This window comes from Micromonospora sp. NPDC049580 (assembly GCF_040675595.1).
Taxonomy (GTDB): Bacteria; Actinomycetota; Actinomycetes; order Mycobacteriales; family Micromonosporaceae; genus Micromonospora.
The window spans coordinates 1-18,518 of the sequence record NZ_JBFAPG010000069.1; the positions used below are offsets into that span (position 1 = coordinate 1).

General features: G+C 72.7%; 14 protein-coding genes and 1 pseudogene. 4 read left to right on the plus strand and 11 right to left on the minus strand.

Annotation, left to right across the window (positions count from 1 at the left end):
- From AB0J68_RS08920 to AB0J68_RS08930, 3 genes and pseudogenes are all read left to right on the plus strand, one after another.
- Nucleotides 1-1,515, plus strand: a pseudogene (locus AB0J68_RS08920) (ABC transporter permease); the annotation flags it as partial.
- 83 nt (nucleotides 1,516-1,598) lie between these two features.
- Nucleotides 1,599-2,099 carry a nitroreductase/quinone reductase family protein gene (locus AB0J68_RS08925; RefSeq protein WP_354857637.1) on the plus strand — a complete coding sequence of 167 codons (501 nt, stop codon included), beginning with the start codon at nucleotides 1,599-1,601 and terminating at the stop codon, nucleotides 2,097-2,099.
- 93 nt (nucleotides 2,100-2,192) lie between these two features.
- A complete protein-coding gene (locus tag AB0J68_RS08930) occupies nucleotides 2,193-2,930 on the plus strand; it encodes a nucleotidyltransferase domain-containing protein (RefSeq protein WP_355133453.1) in 738 nt (245 codons plus the stop codon).
- Nucleotides 2,931-2,936: 6 nt separating this feature from the next.
- Here the strand turns inward: AB0J68_RS08930 and AB0J68_RS08935 are convergent, their stop codons facing one another.
- Complete coding sequence (locus tag AB0J68_RS08935) at nucleotides 2,937-3,650, minus strand: VIT1/CCC1 transporter family protein (protein ID WP_354857632.1); 714 nt, start codon at nucleotides 3,648-3,650, stop codon at nucleotides 2,937-2,939.
- On the minus strand, nucleotides 3,647-4,504 hold the full coding sequence (map, locus tag AB0J68_RS08940) for a type I methionyl aminopeptidase (protein WP_355066861.1): 858 nt from the start codon (nucleotides 4,502-4,504) through the stop codon (nucleotides 3,647-3,649). The genes AB0J68_RS08935 and map overlap by 4 nt, the downstream gene beginning before the upstream one ends.
- 95 nt (nucleotides 4,505-4,599) lie before the next feature.
- Between map and AB0J68_RS08945 the strand changes: the two genes are divergently transcribed.
- Entirely contained in the window at nucleotides 4,600-4,914 is a 315-nt protein-coding gene (locus AB0J68_RS08945) for an STAS domain-containing protein (protein WP_354857627.1), read from the plus strand.
- A gap of 56 nt (nucleotides 4,915-4,970) precedes the next feature.
- On the opposite strand, the gene AB0J68_RS08950 is transcribed toward AB0J68_RS08945, so the two are convergent.
- From AB0J68_RS08950 to AB0J68_RS08990, 9 genes are all read right to left on the minus strand, one after another.
- The gene (locus AB0J68_RS08950; RefSeq protein WP_363937313.1) at nucleotides 4,971-8,630 is read right to left on the minus strand and encodes a SpoIIE family protein phosphatase; all 3,660 of its coding nucleotides are present in this window, start codon (nucleotides 8,628-8,630) and stop codon (nucleotides 4,971-4,973) included.
- A gap of 195 nt (nucleotides 8,631-8,825) precedes the next feature.
- Nucleotides 8,826-9,377 (minus strand): pyridoxamine 5'-phosphate oxidase family protein, encoded by a 552-nt coding sequence (locus tag AB0J68_RS08955; protein WP_354857623.1) that lies wholly within the window; start codon nucleotides 9,375-9,377, stop codon nucleotides 8,826-8,828.
- 46 nt (nucleotides 9,378-9,423) lie between these two features.
- Complete coding sequence (locus AB0J68_RS08960; RefSeq protein WP_355133445.1) at nucleotides 9,424-10,179, minus strand: gamma-glutamyl-gamma-aminobutyrate hydrolase family protein; 756 nt, start codon at nucleotides 10,177-10,179, stop codon at nucleotides 9,424-9,426.
- A 55-nt stretch (nucleotides 10,180-10,234) separates the two neighbouring features.
- Entirely contained in the window at nucleotides 10,235-11,002 is a 768-nt protein-coding gene (locus AB0J68_RS08965) for a 3-oxoacyl-ACP reductase (protein ID WP_363937316.1), read from the minus strand.
- Between the two features lie 5 nt (nucleotides 11,003-11,007).
- Nucleotides 11,008-12,363 carry an aldehyde dehydrogenase family protein gene (locus AB0J68_RS08970; RefSeq protein WP_363937319.1) on the minus strand — a complete coding sequence of 452 codons (1,356 nt, stop codon included), beginning with the start codon at nucleotides 12,361-12,363 and terminating at the stop codon, nucleotides 11,008-11,010.
- A gap of 130 nt (nucleotides 12,364-12,493) precedes the next feature.
- The gene (locus AB0J68_RS08975) at nucleotides 12,494-13,858 is read right to left on the minus strand and encodes a glutamine synthetase family protein (RefSeq protein WP_363937321.1); all 1,365 of its coding nucleotides are present in this window, start codon (nucleotides 13,856-13,858) and stop codon (nucleotides 12,494-12,496) included.
- Nucleotides 13,859-13,985: 127 nt separating this feature from the next.
- Complete coding sequence (locus tag AB0J68_RS08980; protein WP_355133439.1) at nucleotides 13,986-15,572, minus strand: amino acid permease; 1,587 nt, start codon at nucleotides 15,570-15,572, stop codon at nucleotides 13,986-13,988.
- A 303-nt stretch (nucleotides 15,573-15,875) separates the two neighbouring features.
- Nucleotides 15,876-16,376: a DUF456 domain-containing protein gene (locus AB0J68_RS08985; protein WP_363937324.1), complete on the minus strand. Its 501-nt coding sequence runs from the start codon at nucleotides 16,374-16,376 to the stop codon at nucleotides 15,876-15,878.
- The coding region (locus AB0J68_RS08990; protein WP_363937327.1) for an EAL domain-containing protein at nucleotides 16,373-18,518 on the minus strand (2,146 nt) is incomplete at its 5' end. The genes AB0J68_RS08990 and AB0J68_RS08985, both read right to left, overlap by 4 nt.

Here is an 18,518-nt window from a genome sequence, read left to right on the forward strand (position 1 = left end):
GCCCGGCAGGACGTCGTCGCCGGGCTCGCCGGGCGACGTACCCCGCCGCCGCCCCGGGCCCGCGCCCTGACCCTCGGGTTGACGCTGGTGGTCGGCGGGGCGGCGCTCGCGGCGTTCGGGGCCACCCGGACATCACCGGCGGTGATCCTGACCGGTCTGATCCTCGGTGAGCTGGGCCTGGTCTGTTGCACGCCGACGTTGATCGGCGCGCTCGCCCGGCTCGGCCGGGTGCTGCCGCTGGCGCCCCGCATCGCGCTGCGCGACGCCAGCCGCAACCGGGCCGCCGCGGCGCCGGCCATCTGCGCCGTGATGGCGGCGGTGGCCAGCAGCGTCGCGCTCGGCGGATACCTGGCCAGCGACGGGGTCCGCGACGCGCGCACCTACCAGCCGATGCTGCCCACCGGTCACGTCCTCATCAACCCCCAGGAGCCGGGCCGGCAGCCGGAGCCGACGTTGGCCCAGATCGACGCCGTCGCGCGGGCGCAGCTGGGCGCCACCGCCGTCGCACCCGTACGCACGCCGCTCTGCTCCTCGACCGACGGCGCGGCGGACTACTGCTCCGTCGGGCCGGAGATCCCGCCCGAGCGCGTCTGCCCCTTTGTGCCCGGGGACAGGCTGTCGGCGACGCAGCGTCGCCAGGCGCGGGCCGACCCGCGTTGCCGGAACCGTGCCGCGGACTACTTCGGCAACGGCGTCGAGACGGTGGTGGACGACGGCAGCGCGCTGCCGCTGCTCACCGGCGCCGACGCGGCGGCGACCGCCGCCGCCACCGCCGTGCTGCGCGCCGGGGGCGTGGTGGTGACCGACCCGCGCTACCTGCACGACGGCCGGGTGACGGTGCAGGTCAACGAGGTGCGGGCCGGGCGGGACGAGGCGACCACCACCCGGCACGACCTGCCCGGGTACGCGTTGCCGCCCACGGTCGGCCAGCCCCGCCTCCTGCTCTCCGCGTCCGCCGCCCGACAACTCGGTCTGAGCCCTGTCCAGGCGGGCTGGGTGGTCGACACTCCGGCGCCGCCCAGCCAGCGCCGGCAGGATCGATTCGCCAAGGACCTGCGGGCCTTCGGGACGTTCTCCCTCCAGGTGGAGCAGGGCGCCGCCCCGCGCGACGACTCACCGCTGCTGCTGCTGCTCGCCGCGGCGGCCGGAATGATCACGGTGGGCGCGGCCGGGATCGCCACGGCGCTCGCCGCCGCGGAGGGCCGCGCCGAACTGTCCACCCTCGCCGCGGTCGGCGCGGCCCCTGCGGTACGCCGACTGCTGGCGATCTGTCAGGCCGGGGTGATCGCCGGTCTCGGTTCGGTGCTCGGCATCGTGGCCGGGCTCGGCACCGCGGCGATCGTGCTGTTCTCGGCCAACCGGGAGTACGCCACGGCCTGGCCGGCACGGGAGCCGTACCCGTACCTGGTGCCGTGGCCGGCGCTGGGCGTGCTGGTGCTGGTGCCGGTGGTGGCGATGCTCGGCGCGGGCCTGTTCACCCGGTCGGGGCTGCCGATCGAACGGCGCCTGGACTGAACCCGGGCCACCCGGGGGCCGGGGGCCGGAACCGGACCGTCCGGGGGTGCCGTCGGGGCGGGGCAGCAGGCAGACTGAGCCGCGTGTCAGCGCTCGCAACCCTCACCCGTCGACTCGGCCACCACCGCTGGTTCGGGTCCGCCGCCCGCCTGCTGGTCCCCGCAGACCGGATCGTCGGCCGGCTCACCCGGGGCCGGGTGGTCGCGCTCGGTGTGCTCCCGTCCCTCGTGATCACCACGACCGGTCGCCGCTCGGGCAAGCCGCGCAGCAATCCGCTGCTCTACGTGGCCGACGGCGACGCGTACGCGGTGATCGGCTCCAACTGGGGGCAGACCCACCAGCCCGGTTGGGCGATGAACCTGCTCGCCGACCCGGCCGCCGAGGTGGACGTGAAGGGTCGCCGGTTCCCGGTGCGGGCCGACCCGGCCACCGGGGCCGAACGGGACCGCCTGTGGCACCTGCTGGTCACCGAGTGGCCGGCGTACCGCACGTACGTCGAGCGGGCCGGCGGCCGGGAGATCCGCATCTTCCGGCTGGTGCCGACCGGGCGCGGCGTGCCGGCCGACCCCCCGTCGGCTGGCTAGGCTGACGCCAGTCGCTTCAGGCGGAGGTTGACCAGTGAGCGCGAGGAGTGAGCCGGTCCTGCGAGCCCCGCAGCCGCGAACAAAGGCTGACCCGTGAGCGCGAGCAGTGAGCGGTCGGGTGTCGACCGGAGCCTCGACGATCGACGGTGGACGGTGGCGGAGCGGGTCGCCGAGGTGGTCCGGCGGCGGTTTCCGGCCGACGTGCTCGCGATCGCGGTCCACGGTCCCCTGGCGCACGGCGACGACGACGGTGGCGGGGACGGTGAGGTGGGGATGCTGGTGGTCACCTACCGGCCGGGCGCCGGGCCGCCGCCGGCGACCCGGCGGGTGGACGGGGTGCTTGTCGATCTGACCGTGGCCGCCGCCGACGACTACCTCGGGCAGGCCCGGGTGCTCTCCCCGTTGTGGCCGCTGACGGCCGACCGGTACGTCACCACCCGGTCCCTCTACGACCCGACGAGCTGGCTGCGGACGTTGCGGGACGAGCATCTCGGCCGGCTCGCCCGGGCCCGGCCGACGGAGTTCAGCACCGCGGCGCGGCAGGCCTGGTACCGGGGTAGCGCGGCGCACTCCCGGGCCGCCCGGTTGGCCGAGTGGTACGAGACGGACCAGGCGTTGCTGATGCTCGGTGAGGCGCGGTTGGCCGCGGCGACCGTGACCGGCCTGCTGGGCCGCACCTACTTCCGTGATCCGGGTGACGCGGTGCGGCGCACGGGGTTGGCCGGCGCGGACATGACGGAGGTCGGCGCGGTGCTGGCGCGACAGGCCGAGGAGTTGGCGGCGCGTGGCCGCCCGGTCGACGGCACGATCGACGAGCTGCTCACCGGTTGACCGGCGTCACAGCCCGCCCTGCACTCCGATCAGTGAGCCGACCAGGTAGGTGGCGCCGGCCGCGGCGGCGCCCAGCACGAGTTGACGCAGGCCGCTGGTCCACCAGGGTCGGTTGGTGAACCGGGCCACCACGGCACCGGCGGCGAACAGGCCGAGCCCACCCACGGCGAGCGCCAGCCAGAGTTCGGTGGCGCCCAGCAGGTACGGCAGCAGCGGGATCAGCGCCCCCACCGAGAAGAACAGGAACGAGGAGATCGCCGCCGCCCAGGGGCTCGGCTGGTCGTCGGGGTCGACGCCCAACTCCTCGCGGACGTGCACCCGCAGCGCCTCCTCCGGGTCCCGCCGTACCGCCTCGGCGACCTGGGTGGCGAGGTCGCGGGGCAGGCCCCGGGCCACCCACGCGTCGGCCAGCTCGCGGGCCTCCGCCTCCGGGTGCCGCTCCAGCTCGCGCCGCTCCTTGGCCACCTCGGCGGCGACCTGTTCGTTGGCCGAGCGCACGCTCGTGTACTCGCCGAGCCCCATCGAGATCGCACCGGCCACCAGGCCGGCGGACCCGGTCAGCACGATGCTGCGCGGCGACACGCCACCGCCGCCGACGCCGGCGATGAGGGCGATGTTGGTGACCAGGCCGTCCATCGCGCCGAAGACGGCCGGGCGCAGCCAGCCGCCGGAGACGTCCGCGTGGTGTGCCTCGCGCAGGGCCGCGGGAGTGTCGGTCACGGCAGGGTCAGGATCTCGTGGCCGTCGTCGGTGACGACGATGGTGTGCTCGAACTGGGCGGTCCACCTGCGGTCCTTGGTGACCACCGTCCACCCGTCGTCCCACATGTCGTACTGGTAGGTGCCGAGGGTGATCATCGGCTCGATGGTGAAGGTCATCCCCGGCTCCATGATGTCGGTGGGGCGGGGGCTGTCGTAGTGCGGCACGTAGAGCCCGCTGTGGAAGGTCTCGCCGATCCCGTGGCCGGTGAAGTCGCGGACCACGCCGTAGCCGAACCGCTTGGCGTACGACTCGATGACCCGGCCCACCACGTTGATCTGGCGGCCCGGGGCGACCGCGCGGATGCCGCGCATCATCGCCTCGTGGGTGCGTTCGACGAGCAGCCGGGCCTCCTCGCTGACCTCGCCGACGCAGAAGGTGGCGTCGGTGTCACCGTGCACCCCACCGATGTACGCGGTCACGTCGACGTTGATGATGTCGCCGTCGGTCAGGACGGTGGAGTCCGGGATGCCGTGGCAGATGACCTCGTTGACGCTGGTGCAGCAGGACTTGGGGTAGCCCCGGTAGCCGAGCGTCGACGGGTACGCGTCGTGGTCGCAGAGGAACTCGTGCACCAGACGGTCGATCTCGTCGGTGGTCACGCCGGGCTTGCAGTGCTCACCGGCGAGCTGGGTCGCCTGGGCGGCGAGCCGGCTGGCGATCCGCATCTTCTCGATGGTCTCCGGCGTCTGCACGTGCGAGCCGCGCCACTGCTGCGGGCTCTTCTTACCCACGTACTCCGGGCGGGGAATGTGGGCGGGCACCGGTCGCATCGGGGAGAGCGTGCCTGGGGTCAGCGGCGGACGGACGGTCATGCCCCAAGCCTATCGCCGGAGGAGCTGGTGACCCGTGCCACGGCCCGGCAGTCCCGGTTGTTGCCCTGCCAGGTCGGCTGTGCCATGGTGTCTGCGTGGATCAAGGGGGAGCACCACCCGTCTTCTCCGCCAGCGCGGAGATCGACGGAGAGCACCTCCGCGTGGTGGTGACCGGCGAGGTCGACATGGCGACCGCCGACACGATGCTCCAGACCGCCCTGCGCGAGCCCGCCCGTCGGATCACCCTCGACCTGCGCGCCGTGACCTTCTTCGACTCGGCGGCCATCCACGCCCTGGTCCGGCTCGCCCAGCAGTTCTCCGGCACGCTCACCGTGCTGCCGTCCCGGCAGGTCCGCCGGGTGCTGGAGATCTCCGGCCTGGGCGACCAGGGCTGGCTCGACCCGGTCTGAGATCGCCGACGCACCCGGCCGCCGGCACCCCGGCACCCCGGCCACCAGGTCCGGGGTCAGCCCTGCAACTGCCGGCGCAGCGTCACCTCGGTGCCCTCGTCGGTACGCCGCACCATCAGGTCACCCAGCGCCTTGATCAGTGACAGGCCGCGCCCCCGGAACCCGGAGTCGGTCGACTCCCGCCACTGCCCGGTGTCGCGCACGGTGGCGATCACCGTCCGGTCCTCGATGGCCACCTCGACGCTGATCACCGCCTCGGCGGGTTGGACGGGGTGCTCGATGGCGTTCGCGGCGGCTTCCGACACCGCCACGGTCAGGTCGAACAGGTCCGTCTCGCCGACGTTGTGCGCCACGAGGAAGTCCTCCAGGCGCTTGCGCAGCACGCTCAGTCGGGTCGGGTCCGCCGGCAGCCGCAACGCGAACCGGTTCAGCTCGGCCGCCTCCAGGGCGAGCACCGCCACGTCGTCGCGGCGCGGCCGCCCGGTGACCCGCTCGACCACCGTGTCGATGAGGTCCGCCACGTGTTCGCCGGGGGTGGCGGCGTCGGCGCGCAGCTGCGCCAGCGCGGCGTCGATACCGAGCTGACGGTCCTCGATCAGCCCGTCGGTGTAGAGCAGCAGCCGGCTGCCAGCGAGCAGCTCCCCCTCGACCGTCCGGTACGTCGTGTCGGGGATGACGCCGACCGGCGGGCCGAGCGCACGGTCGTGCAGGAACGCCACGTCGTCTCCTCGGATCAGCAGGGGGGACGGATGACCGGCGCTGGCGTAGCGCAGCCGGGCGGTACGAGGGCTGAACAGCAGGCAGACCACTGTCGCGAACGAGCGCCCCTCGGTGGACCCGACCAACCGGTTGAGCCGGGTCAGCGACTCACCCGGGTCGAAGCCCTCCAGCAGGTACGCCCGCAGCGCGTTGCGCAGCTGCCCCATCGCCGCGGCGGCCTGGACGCCCTTGCCGACCACGTCGCCGATGACCAGCACCAGGTCGTCTCCGTCGAGCCTCATCGCGTCGTACCAGTCCCCACCGACCTCGACGTCGGCGCTGCCCGGCAGGTACCGGCTCGCGACGACCGCGCCCGGCATCTGGGGCAGCGACCTCGGCAGCAGGCTGTGCTGCAACGTGGCGGCGATGCGGTGTTCGGCCTCGTAGAGCTGGGCGTTCTCCAGCCGAACGCCGACCAGCCGGGCCAGCTGGGTGAGCGCGGCCTCGTCGGCCTGCGCGTCGTCGCCGGCAGCCTGCCAGACCCGCAACTCGCCGAGCTGCTCGCGGGTGGTGCCGGTCAGCGCGGCCACGAAGGACGGGTCGGTGGCGGTGACGCCACCGCCGTCGGCTTCGGCGCGGGCGCCGGCCGCGGTGACCACGACCCGGGCGGCCTCGGCGAGGCTGAGCGCGTGCCGGGCGGCGACGTGCAGCACATCGGTGGTGGAACGGGCGGTGTTGACCGCCACCGCCGCGTCGGCCAGCGCCCGAAGCCGACGGATGATCTGCCCGCGCAGCTGGCCCAGCTCGACGTTGGCCCGGACCCGGGCGATCAGCTCCTGCCCGGAGAACGGCTTGGTCAGGTAGTCGTCGGCGCCCACGGAGAGGCCGGCGACCGCCTCGGCGGAACCGGCGCGGGCGGAGAGCAACACGATCGGCACGTCGCGGGTGCGGGGGTCCGTGCGCAGCGCGCCGACCAGGCCGAACCCGTCCAGCCGGGGCATCATCACGTCGGTGAGCACGAGGTCGAACCCGCCCGCACGGGCCAGCGTCAGGGCCGCCAGACCGTCGCTCGCGGTGACCACCTCCCAGGTCGGGGAGAGCAACCGGGTCACGTGCTCGCGCAGGTCGACGTTGTCGTCGACGACCAGGATCCGGCCGGCCGGGGCCGCGTCGGTCGGCTGACGGTCGGTCGGCCCGGGCATGTCCTCGTCGGCCCACAGGGCCGTCTCCGCCACGTACAGCCGGGCCTGCTCGGGCTCGCCCGTGGGCAGGGGGGCGAACGCGGCGACCCGGTCGGCGGGCAGGTGCGCCGATCCGAACGGGACGGTCACCGTGAAGGTGCTGCCCTCGTCGATCTGGCTGGTCACACCGACGTCGCCGCCGTGCATCTCGACCAGTTCCCGGACCAGCGCGAGCCCGATCCCGGTGCCCTCGTGGGTGCGGGCGCGCACCCCGGGCACCCGGTGGAACCGCTCGAAGACGTGCGGCAACTCGGCCGGCACGATGCCCACGCCGGTGTCGGTGACCTCCAGCCGGGCGACGGCGTCGTCGGCCCGGATCCGCACCCGGATCTCGCCGTCGAAGGTGAACTTCACCGCGTTCGACACCAGGTTGAGGACGATCTTCTCCCACATGTCCCGGTCGATGAAGACCGGCGCCGGCAGCGGCGGGCAGTCCACCACCAGGCGCAGCCCGGCGCGCTCGGTGGCCGAGCGGAAGGTGCTGGCCAGCCGGGCGGTGTAGCCGGCCAGGTCGGTGGGCTGGTAGCGGGCGGCCAGCCGACCGGATTCCAGTCGGGAGAAGTCGAGCACGGTGTTGACCAGCTTGAGCAGGCGCAACGCGTTGCGGTGCATCACGACGAGCCGGTCGGTGTAGGCGGCGGGCAGCTCCGGGTCGGCCAGCATGTCCTCCAGCGGGCCGAGCACCAGGGTCAACGGCGTACGGAACTCGTGGCTGACGTTGGCGAAGAAGTTGGTCTTCGCCCGGTCCAGCGCGGCCAGCTCGGCGGCGCGGGCGCGCTCCTGCTCGTACGCCCGCTGGGTGCCCACCGCGCGGGAGATCTGCGCGGCCACCAGGTCGAGGAAGTCGCGGTACTCGTCGCCCAGCGGCAGCTGGCGGGCGACGCCGGCGACCAGCGCGCCGACCGTCTCGTTGGCCGCCTTGACGGGCAGCACGAGCGCCACGTCGGCGGCGTCGGCCGGTGGCTGGGCGAGCAGACCGCTCACCTCGATGGTGGCCGGCGAGCCCTCGGCGACCAGCTCGCCGAACGTGTCGGGCGGGACATTGACCGCGGCCGGGTCGACGCGGCTGGCGGCGGTCAGGGTGAACCGGCCGGTGGAGTCGGCCAGGTAGATCAGCGCGAACGGCACGTCGGCGGAGTGCCGGGCGAGCACGTCGGCGGCGGTCCGGCCCAGCTCGCCCGCGCTGATCACGTCGGCCAGCTCGGTGCCCAGCTCCGACAACGCCCGCAGCCGGCGTTCGCCGACCACCCGCCCGGTGGTCTCGTTGACGATGCAGTAGACGCCGCTGACCGCGCCGTCGGCACCCCGGATCGGGTCGTACGAGACGTCGAAGTAGGTCTGCTCGACAAAACCGGAGCGGTCCAGCAGGAAGGGGTGGTCCTCGCCGCGGTAGGAGAGCCCGGTGCGCCGGACCCCGTCGAGCAGCGGACCGAGGACGTCCCACGTCTCGGCCCAGTGGTGTCGGGCCGGCTGGCCGAGCACGTGCGGGTGCTTGCTGCCGATGGTCGGCCGGTAGGCGTCGTTGTAGAAGGCGAGCTGGTCGTCGCCCCAGAACATGACGATCTGCGCGCTGGAGGAGAGCATCATGCCGATCGCGTTGGAGAGCGCCGCCGGCCAGCCGGACGGCCCGCCCAGGGGGTGGGTGGACCAGTCGAAGGCGCGGATTCGCTCACCCAGCTCACCGCCGCCCGCGTACGCGGCGGCGAGCAGCGGGGAGGTCTCGTGGACGTCCGCGAAGGAATGCCCCGCATCCGCGCCCCCCTGGGCCGAGCTCATGCAGCCTCCCCCGCTTCGGCCGTACCCCGCAGCCGTTGATCTTCACGCGCCGTGCTCCGACTTGTACCCCGGCGGACCAGCAACGTAACGCATGACGCCCCTTGGACGCTGGTTACCCGTGCCGCACCCGTCGCCGACCCGGCAGCGCGGGGGCGTACGCGGGCCCAGGGAGGCCGCCGGGAGCGCCCTGACCTGTCAGAAGACCGGCAGTCCGTCGATGCTCGCGGCATTCTTGGTGGCGCGGTAGGTCACCAGATCATCGGCCGTACGGCGGGAGTGTGAGGTAAGCAACAGGTCACGCTCCGCGCGGTAGTCCATCAGCGGCACCGCATAACCGCAGGAGTCGCTGACCCGCTCGACCTCCACCGTGATCACGGCCCGCACGGCGTGCACGTCCGGCGGCGCGGGAAACTCGGCGAGCCGATCCGCGTAGCCCGCCTCGGTCACCGCGACGCTGCTGCCCCTGCCGTGCAGGCGCACGATCTTCGGGGGCCCGTCGAACGCGCAGAACATCAGCGTGATGCGGCCGTTGTCGCGCAGGTGGGCGATGGTCTCCGCGCCGCTGCCGTGGTAGTCCAGGTAGGCCACCCGGTGCGGGCCGAGGATCACGAAGGTGCCCGTCATGCCCTTCGGCGAGACGTTGACGTGCCCCTCGGGCCCGGACGGCGCGGTGGCCACGAAGAAGACCGGCTGGCCCGCGATGAACTCCCGCAGACGACCGTCGATCTCTGGATAGACCTTGCCCATGCGGTGATCCTCCCATCGCGCCCGTCCCCCGCCGGGGCGACCTGCGTCACACCGTCGACGACCCCGCCGCGTCCACGCCCTCGTGGCGGACCCGCACCGGCGGGCCGGACGCTCGCCGGCGGGCGGCCCGGACCAGCGCCGTGATCGGACGCGGGTCCGGCTCGTTCTCCGGATGCCACTGCACCCCGAGCACGAACGGACGGTCCGGGTCCTCAACCGCCTCGATCACGCCGTCCGCCGCCCAGCCGCTGACCGCGAGCCGCCCCGGCGTGGCGACCGCCTGATGGTGGTACGAGTTGACCCGGTCCACCCCGGCCAGCGTCCTCGCCGCCAGACTCCCCGGCGCGAACCGCACCGGATGGGTGCCGTAGACCCCCGGGGCCGGACGGTGCGCCTCCGAACCGACGACGTCGGGTAGGTGCTGGTGCAGGGTGCCCCCGTACGCCACGGCGAGCAGCTGCATTCCCCGACAGACACCCAGCACCGGCAGGTCGGCGGCGAGGGCGGCCGTCAGCAGGGTCAGCTCACCGGCGTCCCGGTCCGGCCGGTCCTCGGTCCGCGGGTGCGGCTGCTGGCCGTACCGCCCGGGACCGACGTCGGCGCCCCCGGCCAGCAGGAGCCCGTCGAGGACCGCCAGCACGTCACCGTCGGAGTCGTCCGGGGGCAGCACCACCGCACGACCACCGGCAGCGGTCACCGCCCGCACGTACGCCTCCGGCACCAGCACCGCCCGCACACCGCGCCACACGGCCCAGTCGGCGGGCTCGACGTACGCGCTGATCCCGATCAGCGGCCGCCTCACCAGACGGCCAGCGTTCGCGACTGCGGGGCTCGCAACACCGGCTCACTCCTCGCGCTCACAGGGGAGTCACGTATGCGCCGGTGATCCCGCCGTCGACCACGAACTGCGCGGCGGTCATGAACGAGGCGTCGTCGCTGGCCAGGAACACCACCGCGGCGGCGATCTCCTCCGGCTGCCCGAAGCGGCCCATCGGCACGTGCACCAGTCGGCGGGCAGCCCGCTCCGGGTCGGCGGCGAACAACTCCAGCAGCAACGGGGTGGCCACCGGGCCGGGACAGAGCGCGTTGACCCGGATGCCCTCGCGGGCGAACTGCACACCCAGCTCCCGGGTCATCGCCAGCACCCCGCCCTTGCTGGCGGTGTACGCGATCTGCGACGTCGCCGCGCCCATCAGCGCCACGAACGAGGCGGTGTTGATGATCGAGCCCTTGCCCTGGCGGCGCATGTGCGGGATCGCGTACTTGCAGCACAGGTAGACGCTCGTGGTGTTGACCCGGAGCACCCGTTCCCACGCGTCCAGGCCGGTGTCCAGGATGGAGTCGTCGTCCGGCGGGGAGATGCCGGCGTTGTTGAACGCGACGTCCACCCGGCCGTGCCGGTCGGCCACCCCGTCGAACAGGTCGCGGACCGCCGACTCGTCGGCCACGTCGGTGCGGACGAACTCGCCGCCGCACTCCTCGGCGGCCTTCTCGCCGGCCGCCTCGTCGATGTCCACGCAGACCACCCGGGCCCCCTCGGCGGCGAACCGCCGCACGGTGGCCAACCCGATGCCGCTGCCCGCTCCGGTGACCACTGCCACCCGGTCCTGCAATCGACCCTGCACAGGCGTCACTCCTCTGTCGCGATGAACACGTTCTTGACGTCGGTGAAGGCGTGCAGCGCGTCCGGGCCCAGCTCACGACCGAGCCCGGAGCGCTTCATCCCACCGAACGGGGTCCAGTAGCGCACCGAGGAGTGCGAGTTGACGCTGAGGTTGCCCGCCTCGACGGCGCGGGCCATCCGCAGCGCGCGGCCCACGTCCCGGGTCCAGATCGAGCCGGAGAGGCCGTACTCGGTGTCGTTGGCGAGCCGGACCGCGTCGGCCTCGTCGTCGAACGGGAGCACCGACACCACCGGTCCGAAGATCTCCTCCCGCCAGTGCCGGTCGGCCGGCGAGTCGGCCAGCAGCACCGTCGGCGCGTGCCAAAAACCGGGGCCGTCCGGGCGGGAGCCGGTGAAGGCGACAGTCGCCCCGGTCACGTAGCCGGCGACCCGGTCCCGCTGGGCCGCCGAGATCAGCGGACCCATCTCGGCGGTGTCCCGGGACGGGTCCTCCACCCGCACCGCGCGTACCGCCGGTTCGAGCAGTTCCAGGAACCTGTCGTACACCGGGCGTTGGACCAGGATCCGCGACCGTGCGCAGCAGTCCTGGCCGGCGTTGTCGAAGACCGCGCCCGGCGCGGTCGCGGCGGCGCGCTCCAGGTCGGCGTCGGCGAACACGATGTTCGCGCTCTTGCCGCCCAACTCCAGGGTGAGTCGCTTCACCTGGGCGGCGCAGCCGGCCATGATCCGGGTGCCGACCTCGGTGGAGCCGGTGAAGCAAATCTTGCGGACCGCCGGATGGCTGACGAACCGCTCCCCCACCACCGCGCCCTCGCCCGGAATGACGGTGAACACGTCGTCGGGCAGGCCGGCCTCGCGCGCCAGCTCGGCCAGGCGCAGCGCGGTGAGCGGGGTCAGCTCGGCGGGTTTGAGCACCACTGTGTTGCCGGCGGCGAGGGCCGGGGCGAACCCCCAGGCGGCGATGGGCATCGGGAAGTTCCACGGCACGATCACGCCGACCACACCGAGTGGTTCGTGGAAGGTGACGTCCAGGCCGCCGGGCACCGGGATCTGCCGTCCGGTCAACCGCTCCGGCGCTCCGGCGTAGTAGTCCAGCACGTCGCGGACGTTGCCGGCCTCCCAGCGGGCGTTGCCGACGGTGTGCCCGGAGTTGCGGACCTCCAACGCGGCCAGCTCGTCCAGGTGCGCGTCGACGACGGCGGCGAACCGCCGCAGCAACCGCGCCCGATCCCCCGGCCCCACCGCCCGCCACGCCTCGAACGCCGTCGCGGCCCGCGAGATCGCCGCATCAACCTCCTCCACGGAGGCCCCGCTGACTTCCCGAAACCCCACCCCAGAAGCCGGATCCACCAAAACGGTCACGCACTCCACCTCCCTGCCCGGTCGATCATGGAGTTGTGGTGCCCCACAAAAGCCCCACTCCCCGACATGCCGCCCACCACAAGTCCATGATCGACGCGGGGGGCTGGGGCGCGGCGGGGCTGGGGGGGGGTTAGAGGCGTTCGAAGCCACGGGTCAGCTCCCAATCCGTCACCGCCGCGTCGTACGCCGCGAGTTCCACTCTTGCCTGGTTGGCGTAGTGGGCGACCACCTCGTCGCCGAACGCCTCCCGGGCCACCGTCGACGCCTCCCAGAGCGCCAGTGCGTCGCGCAATGTGCCGGGGACCCGTTCGGCCTGCGGATCGTCGTACGCGTTGCCGGTGCACTCCTCGCCCAGCTCCGGCTCCCGCTCGATGCCGTGCAGCGCGCCCGCGACCAACCCGGCGATCGCCAGGTACGGGTTGACGTCGGCCCCCGGCACCCGGTTCTCCACCCGCATGCCCTGCCCGTGCCCCACCACCCGCAGGGCGCAGGTGCGGTTGTCCACCCCCCAGCGCAGTGCCGTCGGGGCGAACGAGCCCGGCTGATAACGCTTGTAGGAGTTGATGTTCGGGGCGAAGAGCAGGCTGAACTCCCGCATGGTGGCGAGCAGCCCGGCGAGCACCCGCTGCCCGGTCTCCGACAGGTGCGCCGGCCCGTCGCCGAGCATCGCCGAGGCGCCCGTCCGGTCGCGCAGCGAGAAGTGGATGTGGCAGGAGTTGCCCTCCCGCTCGTTCGGCTTGGCCATGAAGGTGATCGCCATGCCCTCCTGAGCGGCGATCTCCTTGGCCCCGTTCTTGTAGATGACGTGGTGGTCGGCGCAGGCCACGGCCTCGTCGTAGCGGAAGGCGATCTCGTGCTGGCCGAGGTTGCACTCGCCCTTGGCGCTCTCCGGGGTCAGCCCGGCGCCGGCCATCTCGGTGCGGATCCGGCGCAGCAGCGGCTCCACCCGGGCGGTGCCGAGCAGTGAGTAGTCCACGTTGTACTGGTTGGCCGGGGTGAGGTCGCGGTAGCCGCGCCGCCAGGCATCCTCGTACGAGTCGCGGAACAGCACGAACTCCAGCTCGGTGCCGGCGTACGCGGTGAGCCCGTGCTCGGCCAGCCGGTCCAGTTGCCGGCGCAGGATCTGCCGAGGCGAGGCGACCACGTCACCGGAGCCGTCCAGCCAGGTCAGGTCGGCCAGCAGCAGGGCGGAGCCGGGCTGCCAGGGCACCCGACGCAGGGTGGCGAAGTCCGGCACCATCGCGAAGTCGCCGTAGCCGCGCTCCCAACTCGACATCGCGTACCCGTCGACGGTGTTCATGTCGACGTCCACGGCGAGCAGGTAGTTGCAGCCCTCGCTGCCGTTGGCCACCACCTGGTCGAGGAAGAACGGCGCGTGGAACCGTTTGCCCTGCAGGCGGCCCTGCATGTCGACGAGGGCCAGCACGACGGTGTCGATCTCGCCCTCGGCGACGGCGACCCGCAGTTGTTCCAGCGTGAGCGGAGCTTTCGTCATTCGCGGGCCTCCATCACCAAGGTCTACTGGCAAACCGGATCACCGTCAATGCCCCCGGCGCCGAGGGCGGCAAACCCGGTGACCGCACCGGCGGGACGGCCGCGATGACCGTCCCGCCGGGCGGGTGTCAGGCCGGGCCGTCGACCGGCGCCGGGTCGGCCGCCGGCGCGGGTTCCTCGACGGTACGCACCGGGCCGGCGAACCACTTCCGGGCCGAGGCGTACCACCAGACCGCGACCACCAGCAGCACCCCGCCCACGGCGAGCGGCGCGTAGTTCACCGCCGACCAGGTGAAGTCGTCGTTGCCGGGCACGCCGGCCGGCACGATCGGCAGCACGAAGTACACGGCGATGACCGCGATCTCGATGACCGCGATCCAGCCGAGCAGCTTGTACTTGCGCCCCAGCGTCCACGGGCCGGGTACGAACCGGTCGCCGAGGCGCAGCCGCAGCGCGATCGGGATGAGGAAGGACAGGTAGAGGCCGATCACCGCGACGGAGACCACCGCGTAGAAGGCGATCGGGATGCCGGTCGAGCTCTCGTAGAGCGCCGGCAGGGTCAGCACCAGGCCGGCGATCGTGGTGCCGATGATCGCGTTGACCGGGGTGCCGTTGCGGTTCACTCTCGACCAGAGCCGCCAACCCGGCACCGCACGGTCCCGACTGAAGGCGTACGCCATCCGGCTCATCGAGGTGATGCAGCTCATCCCGCAGAAGAACTGCCCGATCGTGGAGATGATGATGACGATCTTGAAGAAGACCGGGGTCAGGGCGGACTCGAAGATGGCGCCGGAGAAGCCGCCTGCGGCGTTGACCGCCTCGACGTCGGTGGCCGCGAACAGGAACGCCAGCAGCAGGATCCAACCGCCGACCGCCGAATAGAAGATCGACTGCCAGAGCCCGCGCGCGGCGGCCTGCGAGGCGCCCCGGGTCTCCTCGGAGACGTGCGCGCAGGCGTCGAAGCCGGTGATCGTGTACTGGGTGAGCAGGAAGCCCAGCGGCAGCACGTAGAACCAGAACGTCAGCCCGCCGGTGTCCCCGTCACCGAAGCCCGAGTTGTTGAACCGCTCGGTGAACACGAACTGGAAGCTCTGGTGATCGTCCGGAACGAACACCAGGATGGCCACCACGACTGCCGCGCCGGCCACGTGCCACCAGACCGAGACGTTCTGGAGTACGTCGATGATCCGGTGCCCGAAGATGTTGATGAGGCCGTGCAGCGCCAAGATGATCACGAAGAGGACGAACGCCTGCCGCAGCGTCCCGGCCCAGCCGTCGAAGAGAGCCGACAGGGTGAGGTTGAGGAAGGTCGCGCAGCCGTAGTCGACCGAGGCGGTGACCGCGACCAGGCCGATGAGGTTCAACCAGCCGGTGAACCAGCCGTGCACCGGGCGGCCCATGGTCGCCGCCCACCAGTAGATTCCGCCCGCCGTCGGGTAGGCCGACACCAGCTCGGCCATGCAGAACCCGATGATCAGGATGAACAGTGAGATCAGCGGCCAGCCCCAGGAGATGGCGACCGGCCCGCCGTTGTTCCACGCCTGGCCGAAGGTGGTGAAGCAGCCGGCCAGGATCGAGATGATGGAGAACGAGATGGCGAAGTTGGAGAAGCCACTCCACTTGCGGCGCAGCTCCTGCTTGTAGCCGAGTTCGGCGAGTCGTCGGGCGTCGTCGTCGATCGGTTGCTCTGCGGTCGGCACGGGCGTCGTGGCCACTGCACACCTCCCTGAGGTGGTTCCGCGAACGAGTGCGCAAAGTGTCGTCCCGCCGATCAAGACAGGTCAATACGGTGCCGGTGGGAATCTCACCGCCGTCCCGGCTAATTGCGTTGCCGCCCGTCCAGCCCGCCCGCATGCTTGACCTCGTGACCAGGCCCGATCGCGACGGGCCCCCACCGGGCGCTCGGACCGCCCGGCACCGCGGCGGCGCGGGGCACGCCTCTCTCTCCGTACGGCAACCGCCGTACCCCACAAATGCCCCGCGCCGCCCCCTCCGCTCCCGGGTGCGGGGGGGGTGGGTCAGGTTAGTAGGAGGCCGGTTACCCAGAGGGCGCCGATGGTCAGGCCGGCCAGGAATTCCACCAGCATGGACAGGCCAGCCGCCTTGAGCGCCTGCACGGTGGACGGCCAGGCGAGCCGGTTGCTGCCCAGCCGCAGCCGCTCCGCGGCCCACACTCCCGCGACGAAGCCCAGCAGCAGACCGACCACGGGGATCACGAAGAACCCCACCAGGCCGAGCGCGCCCCCGGCCAGCAGGGACGACGTCGGCACGCCGGTGCGTTTGAGGTTCCTCCCCGGCCACAGGTACTTCACGACGATGCCTCCGACAGCGACCAGTGTCGCGGCGGCGAACACCGCCCAGCCACCCGGGCCGGCACCACCGAAGATCGCCCAGACCAGTACCCCACCCCAGCACAGCGGCAGCGCCGGCAGGCCGGGCACCACCACGCCAGCCAGCCCGGCCAGGATGGCCAGCGCGGCCACCACGGTCACCACCGTCTGCGAGTCGTTCAGGCTCACGCCGTCGCCCGCCGCAGCCGGGCGGTGATCTCCGCGGCCGGCGACGGTGCGCCGAAGTACCGCCCCTGCCCGGTGTCGCAGCGCAGCGCTCGCAGCCGCTCGGCCTGCACCGGGGTCTCCACCGCCTCGGCGGTGACCCACAGCTCCAGCGCGTGCGCCAACCGGACCAACGCGTCGACGATCCGCTCGTCGCGGTGGTCCGCCACCGCGTCCGTCCCGTCGGCGCGGATGCCCTCGACGAACGGGCCGGCCAGCTTCAGGCAGTGGATCGGCAGCCGCCGCAGGTACGCGAGGTTGGAGTACCCGGTGCCGAAGTCGTCGACCGCCAGCCGGACGCCCAGCGCCGCGAGTCGGTGCAGGCTGCGCAGCGGCTCGCCGGCGCTGCCCATCACGGCGCTCTCGGTCAACTCCAGCTGCAACAGCTCCGCCGGCAGGCCGCTGGTGGCCAACGCGTCCGCCACCGTGGCGACGATCGCCGCGTCGTCGGCCTGCCGGGCGGCCAGGTTGACGCTGACCACCAGCCGGGCCTCGGGGAACTCCCGCCGCCAGCGTTCGGCGTCGTGGCAGGCCCGCCGCAGCACCCACTCGCCGAGCCGGACGATCAGGCCGGTCTCCTCGGCGAGGCCGATGAACCGGTCCGGGCCGATCAGGCCCAGCTCCGGGTGCTCCCAGCGGACCAGCGCCTCCACCGCGAGCATCGTGCCCTCCAGCAGCGACACGATCGGCTGGTAGTGCAGCACGAACTCGCCCCGGTCCAGCGCGGCCGGCAGCCCGGCGACCAGGGCCGACCGGGCGAGGTCGCGGGCGCTGCGCTCCGGGTCATACACCGCCCACCGGCCGCGGCCGGCCGCCTTGGCCCAGTAGAGCGTCGTGTCGGCGGCCTTCATCAGCTCCGAGGCGGTGGTCTCCGCGGCCGGGCAGTCCACGATGCCCACGCTGGCGGAGACCGCCAACTGCTGGTCGCCGAGATGCACCGGGGCGGCGACGGCGGCAAGCGCGGCCTCCGCCACGGCCACCGCGTCATCGACGTCGTCGCCGCCGTTGACCAGGATGACGAACTCGTCGCCGCCCATCCGGGCGACCAGGTGGCCGTGGTCGGCCACGCACTCGGCGAGCCGCCGGCCGATCGCCACCAACAGCCGGTCGCCGAGGTCGTGGCCGAGGCTGTCGTTGATCGCCTTGAAGCCGTCCAGGTCGAGGAAGCACACCCCGACCCGTTGACCGGGCCCGGCGGTGTCGAAGACCCGGCCCAGCGTCTCGAAGAACAGGGTCCGGTTGGGCAGCCCGGTCAGCGGATCGTGCAGCGCCTGGAAACGCAGCCGCTGCTGGAGTTCGTACCGCTCGGTGATGTCCTCGATCATGGCGACGGTGAACCGGGGTCGCCCGTCGTCGTACCGGATCAACGAGACGGCCAGGTCCGTCCAGACGACGCTGCCGTCCTTGCGGTGGTAGCGCTTCTCCACCCGGACCGAGTCCTGCTTGCCCTCGATCAGCTCCTGGTACAGCTCCCACATGCCGGCGGCGTCGTCGGCGTGGAACAGCTGCGCCACGTTCATCTCGCACAGCTCTTCGATCGAGTAGCCGAGCATGTCGGCGAACGCCGTGTTGACGTCGATGATCTGGCCATCCACCCCGGCGATGCCGATCCCGATCGCCGCGCCGGTGAAGACCGCCCGGAACCGCGCCTCACTGTCCCGCAGCGCCTGCTCGACCTCGTCGCGGGCCTGCCAGGCCGAGCGGGCGATGCGCTCCTGCTGGGTGAAGGTGCGGTCGCGCAGCGCGCGGGCGAACCCGGCGGCCAACCCGCCCTGCACCGCCGCGATCCGCTCGCCCAGGTCGGCCGGCCGGTCGCCGGACGCCAGGACCCGATCGGGGAAGTCGTCGCCGAGCGCGCGCAGCGACCACTCCAACGCCCGCGGCTCGGTCAGGTGCGCCTCCACCAGCGCCCGCCCGACCTCCTCGGCGGGACGGGTGCTGAACGGCTCGGCCCGCACCACCTGGGCCAGCCGGACGGTGTGCAGCAGCAGCAGCCGCTCGGTCTCGGCCGCGCTGAGCGGCACGAAACCGATGCGGCGTACGGCGCGGGCCCAGTCGGCGGCGTAGCCCTGGGCGCCGCCCCGGCCGACGTCGACCCCTGTGGGG

Coding starts and splice junctions, on each gene's coding strand:
- AB0J68_RS08975 (WP_363937321.1), bottom strand. CDS start 13,858: ATGACGAAAGCTCCGCTCACGCTGGAACAACTGCGGGTCGCCGTCGCC.
- AB0J68_RS08955 (WP_354857623.1), bottom strand. CDS start 9,377: ATGGGCAAGGTCTATCCAGAGATCGACGGTCGTCTGCGGGAGTTCATC.
- map (WP_355066861.1), bottom strand. CDS start 4,504: ATGACCGTCCGTCCGCCGCTGACCCCAGGCACGCTCTCCCCGATGCGA.
- AB0J68_RS08950 (WP_363937313.1), bottom strand. CDS start 8,630: ATGAGCTCGGCCCAGGGGGGCGCGGATGCGGGGCATTCCTTCGCGGAC.